The sequence below is a fragment of the Mesorhizobium sp. CA16 genome (assembly GCF_020165175.1).
Taxonomy (GTDB): Bacteria; Pseudomonadota; Alphaproteobacteria; order Rhizobiales; family Rhizobiaceae; genus Mesorhizobium.
Map to the genome: position 1 here is coordinate 78,378 of NZ_JAIUHP010000008.1, position 25,951 is coordinate 104,328.

Here is a 25,951-nt window from a genome sequence, read left to right on the forward strand (position 1 = left end):
AACATCTCAAAGCGCCGCAACCGATGCCACGCCTGGCGAGATGGGCGCAAGCGGCTCCGTCACCTACTTCGGGCCGTCCAACGTCACTCCCGCGGGGCGCTCAATCGCCGGTAGGAGACGCCGTCGAATGTTGCCGTCACGAAGTTGTTGACCGACATCTTGCGCTTGCGCCCGTCGCTGCAGGCATAGAGCGGCCAGCCGGCCTCGCTGCATTCGATGGCCATGCAGATGCGGGTCACGCAGTTGCCTGTGGTCAGCCGGAAACCGCCCTTGCCGGCAAAGCCCTGCAGCAGGCTGCCATCCGAGGAACGCCATGTCCGCTGCTGGAATTCAGGCCGCAGCAGCCGAGGCTCGAGCGGCGCGGCTAAACCGGCTTGAGCGGCGGAGGCCGAATATTGAAGCCGGTAACGCGCCATGCCGGTCGTGTATGCGGTGATAAGATCGGATTGGCCCGAATAGGCCGCCGCGAGGCCGGGTCGGTCGAAAAGATGGGACGCGCGCGGCTCCGCCCCTGACGGTCTCGTCAGGGCAGCGATGGCGACAAAGGCCAGGCAGACGCGCAACATCCCGATTTCCAGCAGCCATACCCCATCCGGCGTGCCGGGTTGCCCGGTGCCTGAGCGTACAATCTTTCCAATCGGATTTTCGCGCAAGCGCCCGTTTTCGGGGCGCCGTAACGGATCGCCCTCGCTTCCGTCAGCTATTGGCGGCCGACGGCAGCTCGAACAAGGTGGCGCCGTTCTCGCGCCCTCGGTCGACATAGCCGATCACGCGGAACCATTTCGCGACGTCGGGCCTGTGCAGCCAGCTGCGCGAGTGGACGGGAAGGTTGCCGGCCAGCGCCTGGACATGGCGGATGTGGCGCTTGCAGAAGCGGACCGTCGTGGCGTTGAAGAAATCCTCCCGCGCGGCAAAGAGCGTGTCGGCGGCGTCCGCGTGCTCATGCCAAGCGATGATCGCCACCGTCCTGTCGTCCTGCACGAGCGCATGGGCCCGGCCTTCCTTCAGGTTCATCATCAAATTGTCATAGGCGCTTTTGCTGTCCTTGCCGGCCGCCACATATTCGTCCGACATTCGCTTGGACAGACCGCGGAAAACATCTTCCAGGTCTCCGACCGTCGCCGCGCGTGCTCTCATTTCTCCTCCTGACAGCCCGCCAGCAGTTTGCCCCAAGCAACAGGGATCACCAAGAAAACCAAATTCCCGATCCGCGGTGTGCGCGCAATCTTTTTCCGCACGGAAGGGCCCGACCGCTGATCACGCTCGCATATCAGCGTTGGCTTGAGATCGCTTTTCCGCTGTCGGATCTCGGCGGCGGCTGCGTGCGCCTTGGCAATACGGACATCCGGCTGGCGGCCGATCTTGCCGCTGGCCTCACGCTGGCGACGACGGCAAGAGAAAGCGTATCGTTGAATTCATTGCAGCCCTGCCATAAAAGGCGCAAGTTCTCGATGGCCTGCAAGGTCTGGCTGCAGCGTTAGGGGTATGCATTGACGTCAAGCAGGCCGATCCTGATCACCGGCGCGGCCGGCTTCATAGGTTTTCACCTATGCCAGAGGCTGCTGGCCGAAGGCCGGCAGGTTGTCGGCCTCGATTCCATGAATGAGTATTACGACGTCACCTTGAAGCAGGCGCGGCTCGAGCGGCTGAAGGCTTTCCCAAACTTTCATTTCGAGCATGTCGATCTCGCCGACCGCGATGGCATCTCGGGGGTCTTTGCGTCGGTCGCGCCGCAGATCGTCGTCAACCTCGCCGCGCAGGCGGGCGTCCGCTATTCGCTGGTCAATCCGCATGTCTATGCGCAAAGCAATCTAAACGGCTTCCTCAACATCCTGGAAGGGTGCCGGCAGGCCTCGGTCGGCCATCTCGTCTATGCATCGTCAAGCTCGATCTATGGCGGCAGCACGCGCATGCCGTTCTCGGTGCATGATTCCGCCGACCATCCCCTCAGCCTCTATGCCGCCAGCAAGAAGGCAAACGAGCTGATGGCCCACACCTACAGCCATCTGTTCGGGCTGCCGACGACGGGCCTGCGCTTCTTCACCGTCTACGGTCCGTGGGGTCGGCCCGACATGGCCTTGTTCATCTTCACCAAGGCCATCCTCGCCGGTCAGCCGATCGATGTCTTCAACCATGGCAACATGCAGCGGGATTTCACTTATATCGACGATATCGTCGAGGGAGTGGCCCGCGTCATGCAGCATCCAGCGACGCCCAATCCCGATTGGACAAGCGCTGCACCGGACCCCGCGACGAGCACCGCGCCGTTCAGGATCCATAACATCGGCGACAGCTCGCCTGTCGAGCTCAGCCGGCTGATCGACGTTCTGGAAGACGCTCTCGGGCGCAAGGCAATCCGCAACCTGATGCCGCTGCAGCCGGGCGATGTGCCTGCGACTTATGCCGACGTCGCCTCACTCGAGGCGGTGATCGGTTTCAAGCCCAGGATCCCGATCGAGATCGGCGTCCCGCGCTTCGTGCAATGGTATCGGGATTTCTACCAGGTCTGATTGCAGGTCAGAGCAATTCCAGGAAAAGTGTGAGCGGTTGAGCTCGGCGCCTTCGCCGTAACCTTCCGTCTGGAACTGCGTCAAAAACAAAGGGATAGAGCGGCGACTATCCGAGCTCGCGCTCGTTCAGTCGGCCCGGCGTGCCTGCCTGTCGATCCAAAGCGCGATCAGCGTGCAGGCGGCGCCCGAAAGCAGGTAGGCGCCGGCGGCGATGAGGCCGAAATTGCCGGCCAGGAGCAGCGCCGCGAGCGGCGCGAAGCCGGCGCCGAACATCCAGGCCAGGTCCGATGTCACCGCCGAGCCGGTATAGCGGTGCTGGCGCGAGAAGCTCGATGCGACGACGCCTGAGGATTGCCCGAAGCTCAAGCCCAGCAGGATGAAGCCGAGCACCATGAACACCGTCTCGCCGACGGTGCCGCCGTTGAGAAGTTGTGGGGCAAAGCCGCTGAAGGCTGCGATGGCGACGGCGCCGCCGCCGAGCAGGGCGCGGCGTCCGACACGGTCGGCCAGCGGACCCGATGCAACGATCGCCGCGATGCCGAACAACGCGCTCACCGCTTCGATGACCAGGAAACGTTCCGGACCCTCGTTGGTGAACAGGAACACCCAGGACAGCGGGAACACCGTCACCATATGGAACAGGGCGAAGCTCGCCAGCGGCGCGAAGGCGCCGACGATGACGTTGCGTCCTTCAGTCCGAACCATCTCCCTGATGCGCGTCGGTTGCAGGTCGCCGCTCTCGTAGAGTTTCGAGAATTCGGGCGTGACCACGATGCGCAGCCTGGCAAACAGCGCCACGACGTTGATGGCGAAGGCGACGAAGAAGGGATAGCGCCAGCCCCAGGCGAAGAAGTCGTCGGCCGAGAGGTTGGCGACGAAGAAGGCAAATAGCGAGCTTGCCACGATGAGCCCGATCGGCGCGCCGAGCTGCGGGATCATCGCATAGATGCCGCGCCGGTTCTGCGGCGCATTCAGCGCCAGGAGGGAGGGCAATCCGTCCCATGTCCCGCCGAGCGCCAGGCCCTGCAGGAAGCGGGTGAGCGCCAGCAGCCAGGCGGCGACCGCGCCGACGTCCTCATAGGAGGGCAGGAACGCCATGGCGACCGTCGAGGTGCCGAGCAGGAACAGCGCGATCGTCAGCTTGGCGCCGCGGCCATAGGCGCGGTCGATCGCCATGAACAGCACGGTGCCGAACGGGCGCGCGATGAAGGCCAGCGCGAAGATGGCGAAGGAGTAGAGCGTTCCGACCAGCGGGTCGTGGGTTGGGAACACAAGCTTGGGGAACACGATCACGGAAGCGATCGCATAGACGAAGAAATCGAAGAATTCCGACGTCCTGCCGATGATCACGCCGACCGCGATATCGCCAGCGCTGACCTGGCCGTGATGCGAACCGATCAGCCTGCTGTCCGTTTCGGAAGTCGAAGTTTCAGCCATCTTGTCCGTCGCCACCGAGCTCAAGTTCGGAACGCGATTGTTGTCGTCCCGATGCGATGTTGTCGTCATCCAATTATGCGTGCACACTTTCGCCAAAGCCATAGCAATCCGGCATTGGACAAATTGTCCAATGTCGTCGCTGTGCCTGCGGCAGTAGCCGTTGGTCCATATCGCATCGCAACCTGCAGAGATCCTGCTGCAGGGCCATCGAGGGCAGCGTTTGATGAGACGATCCGGAGCGTTGCTTCTTTTTCCGCTCGCCGTGCTGCTGAGCGGCTGCGACCTGGTCGTGCTGGCGCCCGCGGGCGACGTGGCAGTGCAGCAGCGCGACCTGCTCGTCGTCTCGACCCTGCTGATGCTGCTCATCATCCTGCCGGTCATGGCACTGACCGTGCTGTTCGCCTGGCGCTACCGGCAATCCAGCACCACGGCGATCTACACGCCGGACTGGGACCATTCGACCAAGCTGGAGCTGGTGATCTGGGCGGCACCCCTGCTCGTCATCATCTGCCTCGGCGCGCTCACCTGGCTCGGCTCCCATCTGCTCGATCCCTACCGGCGCATCGATCGGATCGAACCAGGACAGCCGGTCACCCAGAACCACAAGCCGCTCAGGGTCGACGTCGTCGCGCTGGATTGGAAATGGCTCTTCATCTATCCGGATTACGGCATTGCCTCCGTCAACGAGCTGGCGGCGCCGGTCAACCAGCCGATCGACTTCCGCATCACCTCCTCGACGGTGATGAACTCCTTCTACATTCCGGCCCTTGCCGGACAGATCTACGCCATGCCCGCCATGGAGACGAAGCTGCACGCGGTCATCAACCGTCCGGGCACCTATTCCGGCTTCTCGGCCAACTACAGCGGCGCCGGCTTCTCCGGCATGCGCTTTGCGTTCCACGGGCTCTCCGATCAGGCGTTCGGTGAGTGGGTGACGCAGACCAAAGGTGCGCAGGCTACGCTCAGCCGCGAGACCTATCTCGAGCTCGAGCGTCCGAGCGAGAACGAGCCGGTCCGCCACTATGCCTCCGTCGATCCCGACCTCTATGGCGCGATCCTCAATCTGTGCGTCGAGCGCGGCAAGATGTGCATGAACGAGATGATGTCGATCGACGCCAAGGGCGGCCTTGGCCTGGCCGGCGTGCGCAACACTTTGCCGCTGCAATATGACAAGCTTGCCCGGCGCGGCGCGGTGTTCGGCAACGATCCGTCCTATGTCGCCAGCATCTGCACGGCCGAGGAAGCAGCCACCGCCTTGCGCGCGGCCCGCGATGCCGGCGCGAAATACTGGCCAATGCGCGATCTTTCCCCGCTGCGCGGGGCAGGGCTGCTCAGTCCAGGGGCCGGCAGCCGCCGCGCCGATGCCGGGACCCCGTCGCTCGGCCTGCTGCGCTTCGAATTGTGAGGGATGGCGGATGCCTGAGTCGCTGACCAAATTCATCTTCGGCCGCCTCACTCTGGAGTCGCTGCCGCTGCACGAGCCGATCGTCGTCGTCACCTTCATCGTCGTGGCGTTGGGCGGCCTCGCGGTGCTCGGCGCGGTCACCTATTTCAAGCTTTGGGGTTATCTGTGGCGCGAGTGGTTCACCAGCGTCGACCACAAGAAGATCGGCATCATGTACATGGCGCTCGGCCTCGTCATGCTGCTGCGCGGCTTCTCCGACGCCATCATGATGCGCCTGCAGCAGGCCATCGCCTTCAACGGTTCCGAGGGTTACCTCAACGCTCATCACTACGACCAGATCTTCACCGCCCATGGCGTGATCATGATCTTCTTCGTGGCGATGCCTTTCGTCACCGGGCTGATGAACTTCGTCGTGCCGCTGCAGATCGGCGCGCGCGACGTCTCGTTCCCTTTCCTCAACAATTTCAGCTTCTGGATGACGGTCGGCGGCGCGATCCTGGTCATGGCCTCGCTGTTCGTCGGCGAGTTCGCCCGCACCGGCTGGCTGGCCTATCCGCCGCTCTCCAGCATCAATTACAGTCCCGACGTCGGCGTCGATTACTACATCTGGGCGCTGCAGGTCGCCGGCGTCGGCACGACATTGTCCGGCATCAACCTGATCTGCACCATCATCAAGATGCGCGCCCCAGGCATGACCATGATGCGCATGCCCGTCTTCACCTGGACCTCGCTCTGCACCAACGTGCTGATCGTCGCGTCCTTCCCGGTGCTGACGGCGGTGCTGACGCTGCTTGCGCTCGACCGCTACGTCGGCACCAACTTCTTCACCAACGATTTCGGCGGCAATCCGATGATGTATGTGAACCTCATCTGGATATGGGGCCACCCGGAGGTCTACATCCTTATCCTGCCGCTGTTCGGCGTCTTCTCCGAGGTCACCTCGACCTTCTCCGGCAAGCGCCTGTTCGGCTACACCTCGATGGTCTACGCCACGATAGTCATCACCATCCTGTCCTATCTCGTCTGGCTGCACCACTTCTTCACCATGGGCTCCGGCGCCAGTGTCAATTCCTTCTTCGGCATCACCACGATGATCATCTCGATCCCGACCGGGGCGAAGATATTCAACTGGCTGTTCACCATGTATCGCGGTCGCATCCGCTTCGAATTGCCGATGATGTGGACGGTGGCCTTCATGCTCACCTTCGTCGTTGGCGGCATGACCGGCGTGCTGCTTGCCGTGCCGCCCGCCGACTTCGTGCTGCACAACAGCCTGTTCCTGATCGCGCATTTCCATAACGTCATCATCGGCGGCGTGCTCTTCGGCCTGTTCGCCGGCATCGCCTATTGGTGGCCCAAGGCCTTCGGCTTCAGGCTCGATCCGTTCTGGGGCAAGGTCTCGTTCTGGTGCTGGGTGCTCGGCTTCTGGCTCGCCTTCATGCCGCTCTATATCCTCGGCCTGATGGGCGTGACGCGCCGCATGCGCGTCTTCGACGATCCCTCGCTGCAGATATGGTTCGTGATCGCCGCTTTCGGCGCGGTGCTGATCGCCTGCGGCATCGCCGCCTTCCTGGTCCAGATCTTCGTCTCCATCCGCAAGCGCGAAGTGCTGGCCGATCACACCGGCGATCCCTGGGACGGCCGCACCCTCGAATGGTCGACCTCCTCGCCGCCGCCGGCCTACAACTTCGCCTTCACGCCGGTCATTCGCGACAACGACGCCTGGTTCGACATGAAGAAGGCCGGCTACCGGCGCCCGCTGTCCGGATTCAAACCGATCCACATGCCGAGCAACACCGGCACCGGCGTCGTCCTGGCGGTTTTCAGCGTCGCGCTCGGCTTCGGCCTGATCTGGTACATCTGGTGGCTGGCGGCGCTGAGCTTCGTCTGCCTCATCGCAACCGCGATCGGCCACACCTTCAACTACCACCGCGACTTCGACATCCCGGCTGCCGAGGTCACGCAAACCGAAGAGGCGAGGACGACGCTCCTCGCCGCCCAGGGCTAGGAATTGAGCATGGCATCGAGCGCGATCACGGCCGTCGCGGAACCGGTCTTCCACCTGGAAGAAGAGCACGCGCACGCCGAAGGCGGCAGCACCATGCTCGGCTTCTGGCTCTACCTGATGAGCGACTGCCTGATCTTCGCCATGCTGTTCGCGGCCTTTGGCGTGCTCGGCGGCAATTACGCGGCGGGTCCGGCGCCGAAGGATCTGTTCGATCTCGGTCTGGTGGCGGTCAACACCACCATGCTGCTCTTGTCCTCGATCACCTATGGCTTTGCCATGCTGACCATGGACAAGGGCCGTGTCGGCGCGACGCAGGCCTGGCTCGTGGTGACCATGCTGTTCGGCCTGGCGTTCCTCTCCATCGAGCTATCCGAATTCGCGCACATGATCCATGAAGGCGCGACGCCGCAGCGCAGCGCCTTCCTGTCGTCCTTCTTCACCCTGGTCGGCACGCATGGCCTGCACGTGACCTTCGGCATCGTCTGGATGGTGACGCTGATGGTGCAGGTCGCGAGACACGGCCTCATCGAGGCCAACCGCCGCCGGCTGATGTGCCTCTCGATGTTCTGGCACTTCCTCGACGTCGTCTGGATCGGCGTCTTCACCTTCGTCTACTTGATGGGGATGCTCAGATGAGCGCTCATGATCATGCCGATCGCGACCATACCCATGGCGGCGCCGCGCACGGCTCGCTGAGGGGCTACCTGATCGGCTTCGTCCTGTCAGTGGTCCTCACCGCCATCCCGTTCTGGATGGTCATGACCGGCGCCATGGACAACAAGCAGGCCGCGGCCATCATCATCATGGCCTTCGCGGTGGTACAAATCGTGGTGCACATGGTCTTCTTCCTGCATATGAACCCCGCCTCGGAAGGCGGATGGTCGATGCTGGCGCTCATCTTCACGGTGGTTCTCGTCGTCATCGTGCTGAGCGGCTCGCTCTGGGTGATGTACCACCTCAACGCCAACATGATGCCCGGGCTCCACGAGATGCGGGAGATGCCATGAGCCCCATTTCGGGCGTGGGCGTGTTGCGCGCGGGGAGGGCCAAAGCCGAGGCAAAGGACATGACCGGCCGGGCAGGTATCGGCTCTCATGCGGCCTCGAAGGGTTCCACGTCGCGATTCTTGGCTGTGGTGCTTGGGCTTCTCGGCGTCCTGATGTTTCTCGGGCTCGGCGTCTGGCAACTGGAAAGACGGGTCTGGAAGCTCGACCTGATCGCCCGCGTCGACCAGCGCATCCATGCTCCCGTCGTCGATGCGCCCGGCCCCCAGGACTGGAGCGGGTTGAGCGCACCGGACTACGAATATCGCCACGTGCGGTTGATCGGGCGCTTGCAGGGCGGCGCCAACACGCTGGTGCAGGCGGTGACCGAGCTTGGCGGCGGCTATTGGGTGCTGACGCCGATGCGCGACGACCGCGGTTTCACGGTCCTCGTCAACCGCGGCTTCATCTCGCAGGAGCGCAAGGTGGAGTTCGAGCGGGAGAATGCCGCGCTCGCCTCACCGGCGACGGTTGACGGGCTGCTGCGCATCAGCGAGCCCGGCGGCGGTTTCCTGCGCAGAAACGATCCGGCTGCCGATCGCTGGTATTCGCGCGACGTCGCGGCAATCGCCAAGGCGCGCGGCCTGGCGGATGTCGCGCCTTATTTCATCGATGCCGAGGCATCCGGCGCTGCTGGCTGGCCGCGCGGCGGGCTCACCGTCGTCACCTTCCGCAACAGCCATCTCATCTATGCTTTGACCTGGTTTGCCCTTGCAGGGATGCTGGCGATGGCGCTTGCCAGACAGGTTTTCTCCGGCCGCCGGAACTGGGATGCAGCGTGATGAATATCGCGTGGCCCCATCGCGACAAGCCGTTCCTGACGCTTCTTCCAACGCGGCAGGGAGGCGCCGCGTCGGACGCCGACGTCACGAACAGGAAGAACCTGCTCCTGCTCATCCAGCTGCGCTGGCTGGCGGTGGCGGGGCAGGTGCTGACCATCCTGGTCACGCAATACTGGTTCGCGATCCCGCTGCCGCTCGCCGAGATGGCGGGCGTGGTGCTTTTCCTCGTCGGCCTCAACATCTTCAGCCTGCTCGCCCTGCGCGGCAACCGCCGGATCTCCAACGCGCAGCTCTTCGTCGCGCTGATTTTCGACATGGCGGCGCTGACGACGCAGCTCTACCTGAGCGGCGGCGCCTCGAATCCGTTCGTGTCGCTCTATCTCCTGCAGATCACGCTCGGCGCTGCGCTGCTGGCGCCATGGTCGACCTGGCTCCTGGTGGTGGCGGCCTCGGCCTGCTTCGTCTTCCTCATCTTCGTCTTCCAGCCGATCGCACTCCCGCATCACGGCGGCAGCGACCTCCTGGCGCTGCATCTGCGAGGCATGTTCATCTGCTTCGTGCTCGCGGCCGGCCTGATCGTGATCTTCATGACCCGAATCAACCGCAACCTGCGCGAACGCGATGCCTATCTCGCCGACCTGCGCCAGCGTTCGGCCGAGGAAGATCACATCGTGCGCATGGGCCTGCTGGCTTCGGGTGCCGCGCATGAACTGGGCACACCGCTGTCGACAATATCGGTCATCCTGTCCGACTGGCGCCAGATGCGCGGCGTCAAGCGCAACCGCGAGCTTTCCGAGGACGTGGCCGAGATGCAGGCGCAGATCGAGCGCTGCAAAGGCATCGTCACGGGCATTCTCATGTCCTCCGGCCAAGCGCGGGGCGAGGGCACCATCCGCACTACGATCCGCCGGTTCCTCGACGATCTCGTCGAGGAATGGCGCGTCAGCCGCCAGCCTATCAAGCTGGACTACGGCAATGGTTTCGAGCCGGACGAGCCGATCGTGTCCGACACGGCGCTGAAACAAGTGATCTTCAATGTGCTCGACAATGCGCAGGAAGCATCGCACGATTGGGTCGGCATCACTGCCGAGCGGCAGGATGAGAAGCTGGTGCTCTCCGTCGAGGACCGCGGCCCGGGTTTCGACAAGGATATTCTGGCAGCGCTCGGCCAGCCCTATATGTCGAGCAAGGGGCGTCCGGGCGGCGGCCTAGGCCTCTTCCTGGTGTTCAACGTGGTGCGCAAGCTCGGCGGCGACGTTTCGGCGCGCAACATGGCCGAGGGCGCCCGTGTTACCCTTTCGCTGCCGCTGGCGGCGCTGACCTATGGAGACGATCGTGAAATCTGATCGATCCTTGTTCGTCATCGAGGACGACGCGACCTTTGCGCGCACGCTCAAACGCTCGTTTGAAAAGCGCGACTACGACGTCGTGGTCTGCCACGACCGCGAGGCGCTGCTGGTCGCGCTGGAAACGGCCGTTCCGGCCTATGCCGTCGTCGATCTCAAGCTCGGATCGGGATCGGGTCTCGAATGCGTCAAGCTTCTCAGCGCCCGCAATCCGTCGATGCGCATCGTCGTGCTGACGGGATTTGCCAGCATCGCCACGGCAGTCGAGGCGATCAAGCTCGGCGCGGGCCACTATCTGGCCAAGCCCGCCAACACCGATGACATCGAAGCCGCCTTCGGCCGCGCCGAGGGCGACGTTTCGGTGCCGCTCACCAGCCGCCCCACCTCGATCAAGAACCTCGAATGGGAGCGTATCCACGAAACGCTGGTCGAGACCGGCTTCAACATCTCCGAAACCGCGCGCCGGCTCGGCTTGCACCGGCGCACGCTTGCCCGCAAGCTCGAGAAGCGCGTGGTGCAGTAGGATGCCGCACCAAGATTATTCGCGAACGGCCACGGCCAGCACCGAGACGCAGTCGCCAGCCTTGACCAGGCCCGGGAAATGACGCGCGGCGAGCAGCCCCGACATCCTTGTCCTGATCTCCTGCGGCGCCTGCCCGGTGCGCCCGACCGGATGGATGCGCGCGACAACCTGGCCATCCTTCACGGATTCGCCGAGATCGACCATCGTCTCGATCATGCCGTCATCCTCGGCGAAGGCGAAGCAATCGCCGGAAGGCATGTCCAGCCACTGGGTTTTGCCCTTCTCGACCGCGCCATCGACGATGCCGGCGTGGCGCAGCACGTTGAGGATGCCGCGCCGGGCGATCCGCACCGTCTCGGCGCGCGAGGTTCCGCCGCCGCCGAGCTCGGTAGTGACAAAGACCTTGCCCATCTCCTCGGCGGCCGTGTCATACATGCCGACCGCGTCGATCTCGGTCATGCGCATCGAGAACGGCGCCGAGAAAGCCTCGACCGCGGCGAAGGCCTTTTTCTCCTGCGCCTTGTCCGGCAGCGTATGCGCCGCGCAGAACGGCACGAAGTCCAGCGTCTTGCCGCCGGAATGGAAGTCGAAGACGATGTCCGCGCGCGGCAGCAGCTCGCGCTGGAAATAGTCGGCGATCTTCTCCGTCACCGTGCCGTCCGGGCGCCCGGGGAAAGAGCGGTTCATGTTGCCCTTGTCGATCGGCGAGGTGCGCGTGCCGGCCCGGAAGGCCGGATAGTTCATCGCCGGCACGATGATGACCGTGCCGGAGACATTCTTCGGATCGAGCGTGCGGGCGAGTTCATAGAGCGCCAATGGCCCCTCATATTCGTCGCCGTGATTGCCGCCGGTGAGCAGCGCCGTCGAGCCCTTGCCGTTGCGCATCACACAGACCGGGATCATCACCGAGCCCCAGGCGGAATCATCGCGGCTGTAGGGCAGGCGCAGGAAGCCGTGCTGGACGCCGTCGCGCTCGAAGTCGACGGTGGGCGTGATCGGCGAGGGACGCAAAGCGGACATCGGCTCAGTCCTTCACGAACAGCTTGCGCGGCACGTTGGCCAGGCACTCGACGCCGGTGTCGGTGATCAGGATCGACTCGGTGATCTCCAACCCCATCGTCTCCAGCCACAGTCCGGTCATGAAATGGAAGGTCATGCCGGGCTTGAGCTCGGTGCGGTCGCCGGGGCGCAGGCTCATGGTGCGCTCACCCCAGTCCGGCGGATAGGAGATGCCGATTGGGTAGCCGGTGCGGTTGTCCTTGACGATGCCGTATTTCTTCAACACGGCGAAGAAGGCGTTGGCGATATCTTCGCAGGTGTTGCCGGGCTTGGCGGCCGCGAGGCCGGCTTCCATGCCTTCCAGCGTCGCCTTCTCGGCGTCGAGGAAGGCCTGGGTCGGCTTGCCGAGAAACACGGTGCGCGACAGCGGACAATGATAGCGATTGTAGCAGCCGGCGATCTCGAAGAACGTGCCTTCATTCACCTTCATCGGCTTGTCGTCCCAGGTGAGATGGGGCGCCGAGGCGTCCGCTCCCGACGGCAAGAGCGGCACGATCGCCGGATAGTCGCCGCCGATGCCGGCGACGCCGCGCGTGCCGGCATCGTAGATCTCGGCGACCAAATCGCATTTGCGCATGCCGACCTCTATTTTGTCGACGATCCGCTGGTGCATCGCCTCGACGATACGGGCGGCGTTGCGCATATACTCGATCTCGGTCGGGCTTTTCACGGCGCGCTGCCAGTTCACCAGCGCTGTGGCGTCGGCAAAGCGGGCGTTGGGCAGGTGCTTCTGCAACGCCGCGAAGGCTGCGGCCGAAAACCAGTAATTGTCCATCTCGACGCCGATGCTGAGCTTGTCCCAGCCGCGCCCGGCCAGCACGCTGGCGAGGTAATCCATCGGATGCCGCTCGGTCGACTGCACATAATGGTCGGCGTAGCCGATGATGTTGTCATGCGCGAGATACGCGGTGCGCTTGGCGCCGTTGGCGTCTTGGCCGCGGCCGTACCAGACCGGCTCGCCGGAAGGCGGCACGATGACGGCCTGATGCACATAGAACGACCACCCGTCATAGCCCGTCAGCCAGGCCATGTTGGAGGGATCGCTGACGATCAGCAGATCGACGCCTTTAGCCTCCATGGCTTTTCGTGTCTTGGCGAGGCGCTCCGCATATTCGCCGCGCGAGAATTTCAAATTTGGCTGCATTTTGTTGTCCTCGTTTGTTGGGCCTGGCGGCCAGCATCAACTTTCGAAATCGAGCCCGGCATTGGCGGCGCGCGCACGGTCGCGAGCCAAAGTGGCGATTGCGGTGTCCTGCACGCCGGTGCCGGTGAGGTCGGCGATGGTGATGTCGCTGGCCGAGCGCCGTCCCGGCTTGCTGCCGGCGATGATCTGGCCAAGTTCCGTGACCTCGGCGTCGGCGGCGAAGACCGCCGCCTCGATGGCGTGGTGGAGCTCGCCGAGGCGCCGCGTCTGCTTGGCGCTGTCGGCAACGTAGAGATCGGCCATGCGCAGGATCGCCGGCGCGATCTCGTTCTTGTGCTCGGCGTCTGAGCCCATGGCGGTGATGTGTTGGCCGGCGGTGACGAAACCGGCCTTGACCAGCGGTTCGGTCGACGGCGTTGTGGTGACGATGATGTCGGCGCCCGCTGCCGCGTTCGCCGCATCCGGCTCGGCCCGCACGAGAATACCGAGCTTCTCGCGCAGGCGCGCGGCGGTGGCTTCAGCCTTGGCGGCGTCGCGCGCCCAGATGCGCGCTTCCTCGATCGGTCTGACGAGACGCAGCGCTTCCAACTGCAGGCCGGCCTGCAGGCCGGCGCCGAAGATCGCGGCCACGCTGGAGTCTTGACGCGACAAATGCTTGGCCGCGACCGCGCCGGCGGCGGCCGTGCGGATGTCGGTGAGATAGCCATTGTCGAGCAGCAGCGCCTCGACCACACCGGTCTTGGCCGAAAGCAGCACCATCATGCCGCCGCCGCTCGGCAGGCCGAGCGTCGGATTGTCGAAGAAACCGGAGCTTATCTTGACGGCGAAACCGTCAATGCCCGGCACATAGGCAGACTTCACGTCGACCTCGCCGCGATGCTCGTGAATGTCGAGTCGCAGGATCGGTGGCATCGCCACCGGCAGGGTGGCCAAGGCGCGAAAAGCGTCCTCGACGCAGGCAACGGCGTCCAGATCGAGCGTCACGATCCTGCGCAGATCACTCTCGGTGAGAATGGTTATGCGGCTCATGCTGCGCGCTCCGCGATTGTCTCGCCGCAGACGATGCGGCGGTGCAGGTCCATGTCGATGTTCTTGCCGGAGAGGATGAGAACAGTGGGGCCGCTCACTTTGACCTTGCCGGCAAGCAGCGCGCCGATGCCGACGGCGCCGGCGCCTTCGACTATCTCGCGCTCCTCTTCATACGCATGGCGGATGCCGGCGGCGATCTCGTCCTCGGCAAGCAGGACGACGTCGTCGAGCAGTCCCCGGCACATGGCAAAGGTCAGCCGGTTGTCGAGCCCGATGCCGCCGCCGAGCGAATCCGCCAGTGTCGGCAGTTCCTCGACCTGCACCGGCCGGCCGGCGTCGAGGCTGGCCTTCATCGCAGCGCCGCGTGCCATCGAGATGCCGATGACTTTGGTGCGCGGGCTCACGCCTTTGACCGCCGCCGCCACACCGGCCGCCAGCCCGCCGCCGGAGAGCGGCACCAGCACGCTTGCCGCGTTCGGAACCTGCTCCATGATTTCCAGCCCGAGCGTGCCTTGCCCGGCGACGATATCGGGATGGTCGAAGGGCGGCAGCATGACTAGCCCTTCATTCGCCACCAGCCTGTCGACTTCCTGCTGGGCGTCGTCCTGGCTGTTGCCGACGATGCGGATATCCGCGCCGAGGCGACGGATGGCGTCGAGCTTGTTTTCCGGCACCAGCCTCGACATGCAGATCACCGCGCGGATACCTTCGAGCTTCGCCGCATGCGCCAGCGCGCGGCCGTGATTGCCGGTCGATGTCGCGACGACGCCGCGCGATTTTTCTTCCGCGCTCAATGCTGCGATCGCATTGGAAGCGCCGCGCAGCTTGAACGCGCCGGTGGTCTGGTGATGCTCCAGCTTGAGATGAACAGGACGGCCCGCGCGCTCCGAGAGGCTTTGCGACAGCACCATGGGTGTCCGCTCGACCTTGCCGGCAATGCGTTCGCGCGCCGCGCGAATATGCTGAAGCTCAACAGTCATTTCGATCACGGGCACTCGTTCACTGGGCCAGCGGCTTCGTCCATAGCCGGCCGAACTCGGGCCGGGGCCTCTCGTCGCCGCAAAGCCGCAGGCAGTTCCAGGCGCTGGCCTGGTTGCTGGTGACGACCGGACGTCCGATCGCCTCTTCCATAGCTGGAACCGCGAGCGCGGCGCGCAGCGCGGTGCATGAGACGAACAGCGCATCGGCCTGCGGATAGATGATCTTGCGCGCCAGCTCGACCAGGGACGTCGGCGCGATGCGCGCCATCTCGCGGTCGTCCTCGAAGCCCAGGCAGGTGAAGCTCTGGATATCGAAGCCGTGCGCCGCGAAATAGGCGGCCATCGGCCGGCTGGTCTCGACGGTATAGGGAGTCAGGATGCTGACGCGCCTCACCCCGAACGCGTTCAGGCCGCGCACACCGGCCATTGGCGGGGTGACGACGGGCACGCCGGGCTTGGCTGCATGGATCGCCTGCTCGATCTCAGCGTCGCCGATCACCACCGACGCAGAGGTGCACGAGTAGCATATCGCATCGAGCGGCTCGTCCGGCAGGATGAGCGCCGCGCCCGCCGAAAGCGACGGCTGCATCTTGCGCAGGTTTTCCGGCGTCGTCGGATTGGCGTAGGGGATGCGCGCAACATAGACGCCGATCCGCTCGCTCGCCACCATGCGGCGGAAATCCACTTCGCTGGTGTGATCGGTCGCAAGCGCAATCAGGCCGACGCGCTTTTCCAGCGGACGCGAGTCCAAAGTGGGACGCGCCGTTTCGAGGCGGATCTCGGGCAATGCGTTCATGACTTTCATCTTTCGATCCTGCCGTAGCGATGCTCCAGCCAGCGCAACAGCACGACGGAGCAGAGGCTGATGACGAGAAAGAAGGCGCCGACCAGCGTCATCGGCTCGATGTAGCGGTAATAGGTGTTGGCGACGCTCTTGGCTTGGTTCATCAGTTCCAGCACGGTGATCGCCGACAGCAGCGGCGTCTCCTTGAACATGGCGATGAAATAGTTGGCCAACGCCGGGATCATCGGCGGGATCGCCTGCGGCAGGATGATATGCGTCCAGGTGTGGCGGCCGCCCAGATTGCAGGCCTTGGCAGCTTCCCACTGGCCGCGCGGCACATTGTCGATGCCGGCGCGGTAAACCTCGGCCGTGTAGGTGCCGTAATGCAGGCCGAGCCCGATGATGCCCGCCACCAGCGGCGGCAGCAGGATGCCGATGTCGGGCAGCACGTAGAAGATGAAATAGAGCTGCACCAGGAGCGGCGTGCCGCGGATGAACTCGGCGAACCAGCCGACGCTGCGCGCGACGATGCGGTTCTCCGAGCGCCGCGCCAGCGCGATCCCAAGCCCCACGATCGCCGCCAGGACCGAGCCGAGCACCGTCGCCAGGATGGTGATCTTCACCCCCTGGATAAGGGTCGGCATGATCTCCCAGACGAAGTTCCAATCCCAGTCCATTATTTGGCCCATTCCATCAGACGCGCACTCCGTCGAGGCCGCGCGCCATGCGGCGCTCCAGCGTGCGAATGCCCCAGGAGATAATCAGCGCCAGCGCGAAATAGATGACGAGAACGGAGAGGAAGGGCATCAGCGTGCTGCCGGTCTGCGAGCGCACCACCTGCGCCTGGAAAGTCAGGTCGGCGAGCGAGATAAGCGAGACGACCGAGGTTGCCTTGAGCAGCTCGATCGCGTTGTTGCCGAAGGTCGGCAGCATGACCAGCAGCGCCTGCGGCAGGATCACATGGCGCATGCCTTGCCAGCGGCCGAGATTGAGCGCCGTGCAGGCCTCGTATTGCTCGCGGCCGACCGACAGGATGGCGCCGCGCACGACTTCCGCCGCATAGGCGCCGACATTCAAGCCCAGCGCCAGCACGCCTGCCTGCAGCGGCGTCAGCGACAGGCCGGCGAAAGGTAGCACGAAATAGGCCCAGAACAACTGCACGAAGATCGAGGTGCCGCGGAAGAATTCGATGTACGTCGTCGCCAACGCGCGGATGATGAAGAAGCGCGACACGCGCCCCATGCCAGCCAGGAAGGCCATGATCAGCGCAAGCACCGACCCCATCAGCGTCAGCTCGATGGTGACAAGAGCTCCCTGCAATATCAGGCCGAGATAGCCGGACCACTGGGTCATAAAACTAGCAGTTTCCCAACATTGATGTGCTTGGCGCCTCCCATCGACAGAGAGATGCCGGTTACCCTCCGTAGCTGCAGCGCAGCTGCTGCGTAGGATGGGCAGGCAGATGAGGGGCGGAACCAGCCTTACAGAACTTGGCGCTGCCCCTCATCCGGCTCTTCGAGCCACCTTCTCCCCGCAAGCAGGGAGAACGCAAAGAGCATTATTTCGCCGCGCAGAGCTTCTCGCGCGTCGTCGACATCGCCGCCTTGGCGGAGAAGCCGTAGGGCTCGATGATCTTGGCGAACTCGCCGGACTTCTTCATCTTGGCGAGCTCGACGTCATAGGCGTCGCGCAGTGCCTCGTCGCCTTTCTTGAAGGCCGCGCCATCGCAATAGACCGGCGCGCCCTGCACCGGCGCGATCACTTCGAGGTTCGGGTCGTTGGCCTTCTTCATCAGGTCGTTGATCGAGAGCACAGGCAACGAATAGGCGTCGATACGGCCGTCCTGCACCATCTTCAGGCCGCTCTGGCCGTCCGGCACGACGATGACGCGATCGCGCGGCACGCCGGCAGTGAGCGCCAGCTTCTCCTCGGTGCCGCCGCCCGGCGCGCCGACCGTGGCGGAGCTGTCCTTGGCGATGTCCTCGTAGCTCTTGAAGCCCTTCGGATTGCCCTTCTTCACCAGCATCGCTTCGGCATCGCAAAGCACCGGCTCGGAATAGGCGACCGCCGCGCAACGCTCCGGCTTCATGAACAGGCCGGCGGTGACGACGTCGAAGCGGCCGGCCTGCAGGCCGGGGATCATGGCGCCGTATTCGGAGATGGAAGCGACGATGTCGTTGACGCCGAGACGCTTGAAGATCTCGCGCGCCACGTCGGGTGCCGCGCCCGATACCTTGCCGTCGGCCGCGACCGCCGTATAGGGCGGCTCGTTGGCGATGGCGACGCGGGCGAAGCCTTGCTGCTTGAGCTGCTCCAGCTTGGCGTCATCCGCCGACCGCGCGCCGGGGGCGAGCAGCATCGCGGTGATCGCGAGGCCGGCGACGCCAGCCAGAATGCCAAGTTTCTTCATTGTTCCCAACTCCTTGTTTGTCTTCTTGGTTTGCCTGGTTCGGGACGGCCTTTGGCCACCCGTGGACGGCTTGCGCCGCCCGCTCGCATTGCGGTCAGACGCGATGTCCGGCCGCGATGATCTTCTTCAGGAAGCTCTGCGTTCTTTCCTGTTTGGGATGGCGGAAAATCTCATCGGGCTTGCCTTCCTCGACGATCCTGCCGCGGTCGAAGAACAGCACGCGGTCGGCGAAGTCGTGGGCGAAGCCCATCTCATGGGTGACCAGAAGCATCGTCATGTCGGTCTCGGCGGCGAGCTTGCGCATGACGTTGAGCACTTCCTCGACGAGCTCGGGGTCGAGCGCCGAGGTCACCTCATCGAACAGCATGATCTTGGGCGACAGTGCCAGCGCCCGGGCGATCGCCACGCGCTGCTTCTGGCCGCCGGAGAGCTGCGCCGGCATCGCCTTCGCCTTGTCCGCAAGCCCGACCATGTCGAGCAGTTCCATCGCCCGCTTCTCGGCGGCGGCGCGCGCGACGCCCTTGGTCAGCATCGGCGCCAGGGTCACATTGTCCATGACGCATTTGTGCGGGAAGAGATTGAACAGCTGAAAGACCATTCCGATCTTCTGGCGCATCCTGGCCAGGTGCCGCTCGTCGGCCGGCAGCAGCTGGCCGTTGCGCTCCATGTGGTAGAGCTGCTCGCCGTCGACCTGAATATGGCCGCCGTCGATCTTCTCCAGCGTCATCAGGATGCGCAGGATCGTCGTCTTGCCGGAACCGGACGGGCCGATCAGCGCCAGCTTCTCGCCAGGCATGACCTGCATCGACAGGCCGTCCAGCACCTTGAAGGCGCCGAAGCTCTTCGAAATCGCATCAACCTTGATGATGGGCGCGGGCAATCCATTCCCCCGTTCTGGAGAAGCCTATGCCCTTAACGATGCGAAACGTGCCAAATCATGTCAATTGGGAAAATAATATCATGACAATATTTCCGGCGCGGCACAATTTCAGGGCAATCTGAGCTTCCTTTGTGCATCAGATGGCGAGCAGGAGATGCTCCGGATCGCCGAGCAGCAGTTTGGCGACAACGCTCAGGCCCGCCCGCAGTTCCCCCTCGGTGGTCGATCCGAGCGAGATGCGCACGGCCGGATGCCAGGGCGTGTCGGCGATGCGGAACGAGGTGCCTGGCGCGATCGCCACCCCGCGCCGGCGCGCCGGCGCGACAAAGCTCTCCTCGGCCCGGTCGCCCGGCAGCTCGAGCCACAGATGCAGCCCGTCGCGATGACAGCGATAGTCGACACCCGTGAGCACTTCCGCGGCGATCTCCTGCCGGCGCCTCAGCGCGCCACGCTGCCAGTTGACCAGTTCCATCGCTGTGCCGTCGGTCACCCAGCGCGTGGCGATCTCTGCAACCATCGGCGTCGCCATCCAGTTCGAGACTAGGTGGCGGTTGGCGACGGCCGCGACATAGCGGTCCGGTACCGCGAGATAGCCGATGCGCAGGCCTGGCACGACGATTTTGGTGAAGGAGGTGACGTAGAGCGTCCGTTCCGGCGCGAAGGCGGCAACCGCCGGCGGCCTGCCTTCAACCAGCGGCCCGAGCACGTCGTTCTCGATGATGGCAATGTCATGCTTGCGCGCGACCGCCGCGATCTGCTCGCGCCTTGTGGCGTCCATCAGCGTCGCCGTCGGGTTGATCACCGACGGCTGCACGAACACAGCGCGAATGTCCGAGAGGCGGCAGGCCTCGTCGAGCGCTTCGGGGACCAGCCCATTGCCATCGATCGGCAGGCCCTCGAGATTGAAGCCGAGATAGCGGGCAAGCGGGATCAGCGTGTGGTGGCCGATCGCCTCGGTAGCGACCGTCGAGCCCGGCGGCGCGACGCTCATCAGCGCCACCGTCATGCCGGCGGTGGCTCCGTTGGTCAGGCTGATATTCTGCGGCGACGCTTCGAGGCCGCAAAGTTTCAGCCACTCGACCGCGACCGCCCGGTGGCGCGGGAAAACCATGTTCGGCCGGAACGATAGCGCCGAGCTCGACGGCAGGTTCTCGGCCAGCCACCCCAGCGCCTGCTTCAGTTTCTCCAGATGCATCGGCTCGCAGACCGGCTTCAGGATCGAGAGGTCGATGACCTCGCCCAGCCGTTCCGGGATGTAGGGCGGCTCGGGCTCGCGACGCTGCGTCTGCACGAAGCTGCCGCGGCCGACCTCGCCGGAAATCAGTCCCCGGCGGATCAACTCCTCATAGGCGCGGCTGACGGTTTGCACCGAAAGCTTCAGATCGTCCGCCAGCCGGCGATGCGTCGGCAGCCGCGTGCCGTTGGCCAGCCGCCCGTCATGGATGGCGCGCGCGAACTGGTCGGCCAGCGAGAGATAGGCCGGCCGGCGGATGAGAGCAGGATCTGGCTGCCAAAATGTCATGACTTATTAGAGATCGAAATCAGTGCAATTGACAATCGAAATAATGCATCGTCATGGTGTCCGCAACGAAAGGCGGACCCGCATGGCGGCAGCGAAACTCGACCCGATCGACCTCAGGATTCTCGATGCCATCCAGCGCGACGGGCGTATCACCAAGCTCGCGCTGGCCGAGAAGGTCGGCCTGTCGCCAACGCCGTGCTGGATGCGGCTGCGCAAGCTGGAGAAGGCCGGCATCGTCTCCGGCTATCACGCCGCGATCGCCATGCGTGTCATCGCGCCGGTGGCGACGGTGCTGATGGAGGTCACCCTGGCCAATCATCGCCAGGCTGACTTCGACCGCTTCGAGCGGGTCGTGCGCGATATCCCGGAGATCGTCGCCTGCTGGTCGGTGGGCGGCGGCGTCGACTACGTGCTGAAAGTGATGGCGCGCGACATCGACGCCTATCAGCGGCTGGTCGACGGCCTGCTTGAGCGCGAGATCGGCATCGACCGCTACTTCACCTACATCGTCACCAAGACGGTCAAGGACGAGACCGTGCTGCCGGTGGCCGATCTGCTGCCGGAATAAGGGTGAGTCGGTCTCACGATCAGCGTGGAGATTAGCCGAAACGTCCGTCACTTCGTCATCCACGGGCGGAGCAAGGAGCGAAGCGACGCGGCGCAGACCCGAGGATCCATTCCGTAACGCCAAGGCGTTGCAACGGTGCAGAATTCTGCTCCGCTGCGCCTTCGATCAAGGTCACGGAATGGATCCTCGGGTCTACGCGTCCGCTTCGCTTCCGCTCCGCCCGTGGATGACGAAGTTGTGGAGGCTCGGCCAATTTCACCGTTTGGTGGCATCCGGCGGCTGGTAAGCTAGAGAGATTGACCTGCTCTCCCGGACAAATAGAGACAATCTCTCTACATCGGACCGCCGAAACAGCCTCTTTGTCCCGATTGCACGACTAGTCTCTCCATATCGCCTCGGCACCGGGAGACCCGACTGATGTCCGCACATTTTGCCCGTACCAACCACCATGACGCGCTCGACCGCCTCGCCGATCGCCGGCTGCTGCGCGCGCTCGCCTATGTCGACGGTCACTGGACGGCGAGCGAAGCGGCGGCAAGTTTTGAGGTTACCGATCCGGCCACCGGCGCTACCGTCGCCTTTGTCGCCGCGCTCGATGCTGCCCAGACGACAAAGGCGATCAATGCCGCGTCACGCGCGTTTTCCGCCTGGCGCTCGGCGCTGCCGCAGGAACGCTCGAAAATCCTGCGAAAATGGTTCGATCTGATCATCGCCGCCAAGGAGGATCTGGCGCTGCTGATGACGCTGGAACAAGGCAAGCCGCTGAAGGAATCGCTGGGCGAGATCGACTACGCCGCTTCCTTCGTCGAGTGGTATGCCGAGGAAGCGAAACGCCTCAACGCCGAAAGCGTCACCAGCCATCTGCCGAATGCCGAGATGTCGGTGCGCCGCGAGCCGCTCGGAGTCGTCGGGGTCGTCACGCCCTGGAATTTTCCGTCGGCCATGCTCACCCGCAAGGCGGCCGCGGCGCTCGCCGCCGGCTGCACGGTTGTGGCGCATCCGTCCTCGGAGACCCCGCTGTCGGCCCTGGCGCTGGCGGAACTCGGCGAGCGTGCCGGGCTGCCGGCAGGCGTCTTCAACGTCGTCACCGGCGATGCGCGCACGATTGTCGGCGCGATGTGCGCCGATGCGCGGGTCCGCGCCATGAGCTTCACCGGCTCGACCGAGGTCGGCCGGCTGATCGCCGCGCAGAGCGCTGCGACGATGAAACGACTGGTGATGGAACTCGGCGGCCACGCGCCGCTGATCGTCTTCGACGACGCCGACATCGATAAGGCCGTGGCGATCGCCCTCGATGCCAAATTCGCCACCTCCGGCCAGGATTGCCTCGCCGCCAATCGCATCTATGTGCAGCGGCCGATCTATGATCGCTTCTGCGCCGCTTTCGCCCGCCGCATCGAGCAACTCCGCACCGACAACGGTCTATCGGCAGACGCCGATATCGGACCGCTGATGCATGAGCGCGCGGTCAAGAAGGTCGAGGAGCAAGTCGCCGATGCGCTCACCCACGGCGCGCGCTGCCTGGCCGGCGGTAAGCGTCACGCGGCCGGGCCGCTGTTCTACCAGCCGACGCTGCTCGCCGATGTGCCGGACGAAGCGCTGATCATGCGCGAAGAAACCTTCGGCCCTGTCGCGGCTGTGACGCCATTCGACGACGAGGCGGAAGTCGTCGCCCGCGCCAATGCCACGGAATACGGCCTGGTCGCCTATGTCGTCACCGAAAACGGCGCGCGCCAGGCGCGCATGGGCCGCGCCTTGGAGTACGGCATGGTCGCCATAAACCGGGTCAAGATCACCGGCGCGCCGATCCCTTTCGGCGGCGTCAAGCAATCAGGTATCGGCCGCGAAGGCTCTCGCCACGGCCTCGAAGCTTTTACAGACCTCAAATACCTTTGCCTCGACGTAGCCTAAGCTACGCGGGCCTCATTCTCGTCAGGAGTCAAAAATGCTCGAACAGTCCAACGAACTCTCCGCTTGGGATCGCGACCACTTCTTCCATCCCTCGACGCATATGGGCACGCACGCGCGCGGTGAATCGCCGGCCCGCATCATGGCCGGCGGCGAAGGCGTCACCGTCTGGGACAACACCGGCAAGAAGAGCATCGATGCCTTCGCCGGCCTCTATTGCGTCAATGTCGGTTACGGCCGCCAGAAGATCGCCGATGCCATCGCCGAGCAGGCGAAGAACCTCGCCTACTACCACGCCTATGTCGGGCATGGCACCGAGGCCTCGATCCGGCTCTCCAAGATGATCATCGACCGCGCGCCGAAGGGCATGAGCCGAGTCTATTTCGGTCTCTCCGGCTCGGATGCCAACGAGACCAACATCAAGCTGATCTGGTATTACAACAACGTTCTCGGCCGGCCGGAGAAGAAGAAGATCATCTCGCGCTGGCGCGGCTATCACGGCTCGGGTGTCATGACCGGTTCGCTTACCGGGCTCGAGCTGTTCCACAACGCCTTCGATCTGCCGCGCGCGCCGATCCTGCATACCGAAGCACCGTACTATTTCCGCCGCGCCGACCGCTCGATGAGCGAGGAGCAGTTCTCGCAGCATTGCGCCGACAAGCTGGAAGAGATGATCCTTGCCGAGGGCCCTGACACGGTCGCAGCCTTCATCGGCGAGCCGATCCTCGGCACCGGCGGGATCGTTCCGCCGCCGGCCGGATATTGGGCAAAGATCCAGGCCGTGCTCAACAAATACGACGTGCTGCTCGTCGCCGACGAGGTGGTGACCGGCTTTGGTCGACTCGGCACCATGTTCGGCTCCGACCATTACGGCATCAAGCCTGACCTGATCACCATCGCCAAGGGCCTGACATCGGCCTATGCGCCGCTTTCCGGCGTCATCGTCGCCGACAAAGTCTGGCAGGTGCTGGTCAAGGGCTCCGACAAGCTCGGCTCGCTCGGCCATGGCTGGACCTATTCGGCGCACCCGATCTGCGTTGCCGCCGGTGTCGCCAATCTCGAACTGATCGACGAGATGGACCTTGTGCGGAACGCCGGCGAGACCGGCGCTTACTTCCGCGCAGAGTTGGCCAAGGCCGTCGGCGGACACAGGAATGTCGGCGAGGTTCGCGGCGACGGCATGCTGGCCGCCATCGAGTTCGTCAAGGACCGCGACGACCGCGTCTTCTTCGATCCGGCGCTTAAAGTGGGGCCGCAGATCGCCACCGCGCTAGCGGCAAGCGGCGTCATCGGCCGCGCCATGCCGCAGGGCGATATCCTCGGTTTCGCGCCGCCGCTCTGCCTGACGCGCGAGGAAGCCGACATCGTCGTCGCCAAGACCGCCGACGCGGTGAACAGCGTATTGGCCAGCATCTGAGAAGTGACATCCGAGAAGCGACATGAATGCCATGACCAGAACTCTTCCCGCCACCATGGCCGCCGTGCAGCTTACGGGTCATGGCGGCCTTGAGAAGCTCGTCTATCGCACGGATGTGAAGGTGCCGGCACCTGCCGCCTGCGAGGTGCTCGTCAAGGTCAGCGCCTGCGGCATGAACAACACCGATGTCTGGGTGCGCCAGGGCGCCTATGGCACGGAGGAAGATGCCGAGGCGGTGTCGACGTGGCGCCGGCAAGGCAACACTCTGACCTTCCCGCGCATCCAGGGCACCGACACTGTTGGCACGATCGTCGCCGTCGGCGACGGCGTGTCCGCGGAGCGCATCGGCGAGCGCGTCATGGTCGATTTCTCGATCTATAATCGCGACGACGATTCGCTGGCCGACATCGACTATATGGGCCACGGCCGCGACGGCGGTTATGCCGAATACCAGGCGCTGCCGGCCGAGAACGCGCATGTCGTCGACACCGATCTGAGCGATGTCGAGCTAGCCACCTTCTGCTGCGCCTATCTCACCGGCGAGCAGATGCTGGAGCGGGCGGCGCTAAAAGCTGGCGAGCGTGTGCTGGTCACCGGCGCCTCCGGCGGTGTCGGCTCCGGCATCGTGCAATTGGCGAGGGCGCGGGGCGCGATCCCCTATGCCGTCGTCGGCAAGGGCAAGGAACAGGCCGTGCTCGACATCGGCGCCGAGAAGGTGATCACGCGCGGCGTGGCCGACCTGCTCACCGCCGTCAACGAAGCGACGAATGGCCAGCCCATCGATGTGGTGGCCGACCTCGTCGGCGGCGCCATCTTCAACGATCTCCTACGCATCCTGCGGCCCGAAGGTCGCTACACCACGGCCGGCGCCATTGCCGGCCCGGTCGTGCAGTTGGACCTCCGCACCATGTATCTGAAGCAGCTCCAACTCCACGGCTCGAGCCAAGGCACGCGCGCGGACTTCCGCCGCATCGTGCGCTACATCGAGGAAAAGAAGATCAAGCCGCTGGTCGGCGGCGTCTACAAACTGTCGGATTTCCACCGCGCCCAGACCGACTTCATGGGCAAGGACTTCGTCGGCAAGCTGGTGGTGGTGCCGGACGCTATGTGGAGCGGCGCCTGACCCAGGAAAGAGGCCGGCTCGGGGTCGGCGGTTCGCCGTAGCCTTCCGTCCGGAATTGCGTAAAGCAAAGAGA

26 protein-coding genes are annotated in these 25,951 nt (G+C 64.4%); 13 read left to right on the forward strand and 13 right to left on the reverse strand.

The annotated features are described in order from the left end of the window. Positions 1–83 precede the first annotated feature (83 nt). On the reverse strand, positions 84–566 hold the full coding sequence (locus tag LB525_RS13585; protein WP_224544997.1) for a hypothetical protein: 483 nt from the start codon (positions 564–566) through the stop codon (positions 84–86). 130 nt (positions 567–696) lie between these two features. Next, positions 697–1,137: a hypothetical protein gene (locus tag LB525_RS13590; RefSeq protein WP_140844035.1), complete on the reverse strand. Its 441-nt coding sequence runs from the start codon at positions 1,135–1,137 to the stop codon at positions 697–699. Between LB525_RS13590 and LB525_RS13595 the strand changes: the two genes are divergently transcribed. Then, positions 1,128–1,481: a hypothetical protein gene (locus tag LB525_RS13595; RefSeq protein ID WP_224544998.1), complete on the forward strand. Its 354-nt coding sequence runs from the start codon at positions 1,128–1,130 to the stop codon at positions 1,479–1,481. The genes LB525_RS13590 and LB525_RS13595 overlap by 10 nt on opposite strands. A 9-nt stretch (positions 1,482–1,490) precedes the next feature. After that, positions 1,491–2,510 carry an NAD-dependent epimerase gene (locus LB525_RS13600; RefSeq protein ID WP_224544999.1) on the forward strand — a complete coding sequence of 340 codons (1,020 nt, stop codon included), beginning with the start codon at positions 1,491–1,493 and terminating at the stop codon, positions 2,508–2,510. 126 nt (positions 2,511–2,636) lie between these two features. On the opposite strand, the gene LB525_RS13605 is transcribed toward LB525_RS13600, so the two are convergent. Continuing rightward, on the reverse strand, positions 2,637–3,947 hold the full coding sequence (locus LB525_RS13605) for an MFS transporter (RefSeq protein WP_224545000.1): 1,311 nt from the start codon (positions 3,945–3,947) through the stop codon (positions 2,637–2,639). A 223-nt stretch (positions 3,948–4,170) separates the two neighbouring features. On the opposite strand from LB525_RS13605, the gene cyoA reads away from it, so the two are divergent. Genes cyoA through LB525_RS13640 form a run of 7 tightly spaced genes read left to right on the forward strand, consistent with a single transcriptional unit; the run spans position 4,171 to position 11,054 of the window. Further along, positions 4,171–5,352: a ubiquinol oxidase subunit II gene (cyoA, locus tag LB525_RS13610; RefSeq protein ID WP_224545001.1), complete on the forward strand. Its 1,182-nt coding sequence runs from the start codon at positions 4,171–4,173 to the stop codon at positions 5,350–5,352. A gap of 10 nt (positions 5,353–5,362) precedes the next feature. Continuing rightward, complete coding sequence (gene cyoB / locus LB525_RS13615; RefSeq protein WP_224545002.1) at positions 5,363–7,360, forward strand: cytochrome o ubiquinol oxidase subunit I; 1,998 nt, start codon at positions 5,363–5,365, stop codon at positions 7,358–7,360. A 9-nt stretch (positions 7,361–7,369) separates the two neighbouring features. After that, complete coding sequence (gene cyoC / locus LB525_RS13620) at positions 7,370–7,996, forward strand: cytochrome o ubiquinol oxidase subunit III (protein WP_224545003.1); 627 nt, start codon at positions 7,370–7,372, stop codon at positions 7,994–7,996. After that, positions 7,993–8,367: a cytochrome o ubiquinol oxidase subunit IV gene (gene cyoD, locus LB525_RS13625; RefSeq protein ID WP_224545004.1), complete on the forward strand. Its 375-nt coding sequence runs from the start codon at positions 7,993–7,995 to the stop codon at positions 8,365–8,367. Before cyoC ends, cyoD begins: the two co-directional genes overlap by 4 nt. Then, a complete protein-coding gene (locus LB525_RS13630) occupies positions 8,364–9,185 on the forward strand; it encodes an SURF1 family protein (RefSeq protein ID WP_411971025.1) in 822 nt (273 codons plus the stop codon). Before cyoD ends, LB525_RS13630 begins: the two co-directional genes overlap by 4 nt. Beyond that, positions 9,185–10,531, forward strand: a complete 1,347-nt coding sequence (locus LB525_RS13635) for an ATP-binding protein (RefSeq protein ID WP_224545005.1) — start codon at positions 9,185–9,187, stop codon at positions 10,529–10,531. Before LB525_RS13630 ends, LB525_RS13635 begins: the two co-directional genes overlap by 1 nt. Next, positions 10,521–11,054 (forward strand): response regulator transcription factor, encoded by a 534-nt coding sequence (locus LB525_RS13640; protein WP_210239569.1) that lies wholly within the window; start codon positions 10,521–10,523, stop codon positions 11,052–11,054. Before LB525_RS13635 ends, LB525_RS13640 begins: the two co-directional genes overlap by 11 nt. A gap of 15 nt (positions 11,055–11,069) precedes the next feature. On the opposite strand, the gene doeB is transcribed toward LB525_RS13640, so the two are convergent. The 10 genes from doeB to LB525_RS13690 form a co-directional block, all read right to left on the reverse strand. After that, a complete protein-coding gene (doeB, locus tag LB525_RS13645; RefSeq protein ID WP_224545006.1) occupies positions 11,070–12,074 on the reverse strand; it encodes a N(2)-acetyl-L-2,4-diaminobutanoate deacetylase DoeB in 1,005 nt (334 codons plus the stop codon). A gap of 4 nt (positions 12,075–12,078) precedes the next feature. After that, positions 12,079–13,257, reverse strand: coding sequence for an ectoine hydrolase DoeA (doeA, locus tag LB525_RS13650; protein WP_224545007.1), 1,179 nt, complete (start codon positions 13,255–13,257; stop codon positions 12,079–12,081). Between the two features lie 36 nt (positions 13,258–13,293). Further along, positions 13,294–14,286: a cyclodeaminase gene (locus LB525_RS13655; protein ID WP_224545008.1), complete on the reverse strand. Its 993-nt coding sequence runs from the start codon at positions 14,284–14,286 to the stop codon at positions 13,294–13,296. Continuing rightward, on the reverse strand, positions 14,283–15,266 hold the full coding sequence (eutB, locus tag LB525_RS13660) for a hydroxyectoine utilization dehydratase EutB (protein ID WP_224545009.1): 984 nt from the start codon (positions 15,264–15,266) through the stop codon (positions 14,283–14,285). Before eutB ends, LB525_RS13655 begins: the two co-directional genes overlap by 4 nt. Positions 15,267–15,285: 19 nt before the next feature. Further along, a complete protein-coding gene (gene eutA / locus LB525_RS13665; RefSeq protein WP_224545085.1) occupies positions 15,286–16,062 on the reverse strand; it encodes an ectoine utilization protein EutA in 777 nt (258 codons plus the stop codon). A gap of 5 nt (positions 16,063–16,067) precedes the next feature. After that, complete coding sequence (gene ehuD / locus LB525_RS13670) at positions 16,068–16,727, reverse strand: ectoine/hydroxyectoine ABC transporter permease subunit EhuD (RefSeq protein WP_140844060.1); 660 nt, start codon at positions 16,725–16,727, stop codon at positions 16,068–16,070. A gap of 16 nt (positions 16,728–16,743) precedes the next feature. Beyond that, positions 16,744–17,403 carry an ectoine/hydroxyectoine ABC transporter permease subunit EhuC gene (ehuC, locus tag LB525_RS13675; protein WP_095765846.1) on the reverse strand — a complete coding sequence of 220 codons (660 nt, stop codon included), beginning with the start codon at positions 17,401–17,403 and terminating at the stop codon, positions 16,744–16,746. A gap of 205 nt (positions 17,404–17,608) precedes the next feature. Next, positions 17,609–18,460, reverse strand: coding sequence for an ectoine/hydroxyectoine ABC transporter substrate-binding protein EhuB (gene ehuB, locus LB525_RS13680; protein ID WP_095765844.1), 852 nt, complete (start codon positions 18,458–18,460; stop codon positions 17,609–17,611). A 94-nt stretch (positions 18,461–18,554) separates the two neighbouring features. Then, a complete protein-coding gene (gene ehuA / locus LB525_RS13685) occupies positions 18,555–19,340 on the reverse strand; it encodes an ectoine/hydroxyectoine ABC transporter ATP-binding protein EhuA (protein WP_140844064.1) in 786 nt (261 codons plus the stop codon). A gap of 136 nt (positions 19,341–19,476) precedes the next feature. Then, positions 19,477–20,862, reverse strand: coding sequence for a PLP-dependent aminotransferase family protein (locus LB525_RS13690; protein WP_224545010.1), 1,386 nt, complete (start codon positions 20,860–20,862; stop codon positions 19,477–19,479). Positions 20,863–20,944: 82 nt separating this feature from the next. Between LB525_RS13690 and LB525_RS13695 the strand changes: the two genes are divergently transcribed. The 4 genes from LB525_RS13695 to LB525_RS13710 all read left to right on the forward strand — a co-directional run bounded on the left by LB525_RS13695 (position 20,945) and on the right by LB525_RS13710 (position 25,878). Beyond that, on the forward strand, positions 20,945–21,430 hold the full coding sequence (locus LB525_RS13695; protein ID WP_140844068.1) for an Lrp/AsnC family transcriptional regulator: 486 nt from the start codon (positions 20,945–20,947) through the stop codon (positions 21,428–21,430). A gap of 417 nt (positions 21,431–21,847) precedes the next feature. Continuing rightward, positions 21,848–23,341 carry an NAD-dependent succinate-semialdehyde dehydrogenase gene (locus tag LB525_RS13700; protein ID WP_224545011.1) on the forward strand — a complete coding sequence of 498 codons (1,494 nt, stop codon included), beginning with the start codon at positions 21,848–21,850 and terminating at the stop codon, positions 23,339–23,341. A 34-nt stretch (positions 23,342–23,375) separates the two neighbouring features. Continuing rightward, positions 23,376–24,755, forward strand: coding sequence for an aspartate aminotransferase family protein (locus tag LB525_RS13705; RefSeq protein WP_224545012.1), 1,380 nt, complete (start codon positions 23,376–23,378; stop codon positions 24,753–24,755). A 22-nt stretch (positions 24,756–24,777) separates the two neighbouring features. Further along, on the forward strand, positions 24,778–25,878 hold the full coding sequence (locus LB525_RS13710; RefSeq protein WP_224545013.1) for an alcohol dehydrogenase family protein: 1,101 nt from the start codon (positions 24,778–24,780) through the stop codon (positions 25,876–25,878). Positions 25,879–25,951: the final 73 nt, after the last annotated feature.

What these genes read in the sequence shown, in the direction of transcription:
- LB525_RS13705 (WP_224545012.1), top strand. Translation starts at nt 23,376, where the DNA reads ATGCTCGAACAGTCCAACGAACTCTCCGCTTGGGATCGCGACCACTTC.
- cyoA (WP_224545001.1), top strand. Translation starts at nt 4,171, where the DNA reads ATGAGACGATCCGGAGCGTTGCTTCTTTTTCCGCTCGCCGTGCTGCTG.
- cyoB (WP_224545002.1), top strand. Translation starts at nt 5,363, where the DNA reads ATGCCTGAGTCGCTGACCAAATTCATCTTCGGCCGCCTCACTCTGGAG.
- LB525_RS13635 (WP_224545005.1), top strand. Translation starts at nt 9,185, where the DNA reads ATGAATATCGCGTGGCCCCATCGCGACAAGCCGTTCCTGACGCTTCTT.
- LB525_RS13690 (WP_224545010.1), bottom strand. Translation starts at nt 20,862, where the DNA reads ATGACATTTTGGCAGCCAGATCCTGCTCTCATCCGCCGGCCGGCCTAT.
- LB525_RS13695 (WP_140844068.1), top strand. Translation starts at nt 20,945, where the DNA reads ATGGCGGCAGCGAAACTCGACCCGATCGACCTCAGGATTCTCGATGCC.
- ehuD (WP_140844060.1), bottom strand. Translation starts at nt 16,727, where the DNA reads ATGGACTGGGATTGGAACTTCGTCTGGGAGATCATGCCGACCCTTATC.
- LB525_RS13710 (WP_224545013.1), top strand. Translation starts at nt 24,778, where the DNA reads ATGAATGCCATGACCAGAACTCTTCCCGCCACCATGGCCGCCGTGCAG.
- LB525_RS13605 (WP_224545000.1), bottom strand. Translation starts at nt 3,947, where the DNA reads ATGGCTGAAACTTCGACTTCCGAAACGGACAGCAGGCTGATCGGTTCG.
- ehuB (WP_095765844.1), bottom strand. Translation starts at nt 18,460, where the DNA reads ATGAAGAAACTTGGCATTCTGGCTGGCGTCGCCGGCCTCGCGATCACC.
- doeB (WP_224545006.1), bottom strand. Translation starts at nt 12,074, where the DNA reads ATGTCCGCTTTGCGTCCCTCGCCGATCACGCCCACCGTCGACTTCGAG.
- LB525_RS13700 (WP_224545011.1), top strand. Translation starts at nt 21,848, where the DNA reads ATGTCCGCACATTTTGCCCGTACCAACCACCATGACGCGCTCGACCGC.
- doeA (WP_224545007.1), bottom strand. Translation starts at nt 13,257, where the DNA reads ATGCAGCCAAATTTGAAATTCTCGCGCGGCGAATATGCGGAGCGCCTC.
- eutB (WP_224545009.1), bottom strand. Translation starts at nt 15,266, where the DNA reads ATGACTGTTGAGCTTCAGCATATTCGCGCGGCGCGCGAACGCATTGCC.
- ehuC (WP_095765846.1), bottom strand. Translation starts at nt 17,403, where the DNA reads ATGACCCAGTGGTCCGGCTATCTCGGCCTGATATTGCAGGGAGCTCTT.
- eutA (WP_224545085.1), bottom strand. Translation starts at nt 16,062, where the DNA reads ATGAACGCATTGCCCGAGATCCGCCTCGAAACGGCGCGTCCCACTTTG.
- LB525_RS13630 (WP_411971025.1), top strand. Translation starts at nt 8,364, where the DNA reads ATGAGCCCCATTTCGGGCGTGGGCGTGTTGCGCGCGGGGAGGGCCAAA.
- LB525_RS13590 (WP_140844035.1), bottom strand. Translation starts at nt 1,137, where the DNA reads ATGAGAGCACGCGCGGCGACGGTCGGAGACCTGGAAGATGTTTTCCGC.
- cyoC (WP_224545003.1), top strand. Translation starts at nt 7,370, where the DNA reads ATGGCATCGAGCGCGATCACGGCCGTCGCGGAACCGGTCTTCCACCTG.
- cyoD (WP_224545004.1), top strand. Translation starts at nt 7,993, where the DNA reads ATGAGCGCTCATGATCATGCCGATCGCGACCATACCCATGGCGGCGCC.
- LB525_RS13655 (WP_224545008.1), bottom strand. Translation starts at nt 14,286, where the DNA reads ATGAGCCGCATAACCATTCTCACCGAGAGTGATCTGCGCAGGATCGTG.
- LB525_RS13585 (WP_224544997.1), bottom strand. Translation starts at nt 566, where the DNA reads ATGTTGCGCGTCTGCCTGGCCTTTGTCGCCATCGCTGCCCTGACGAGA.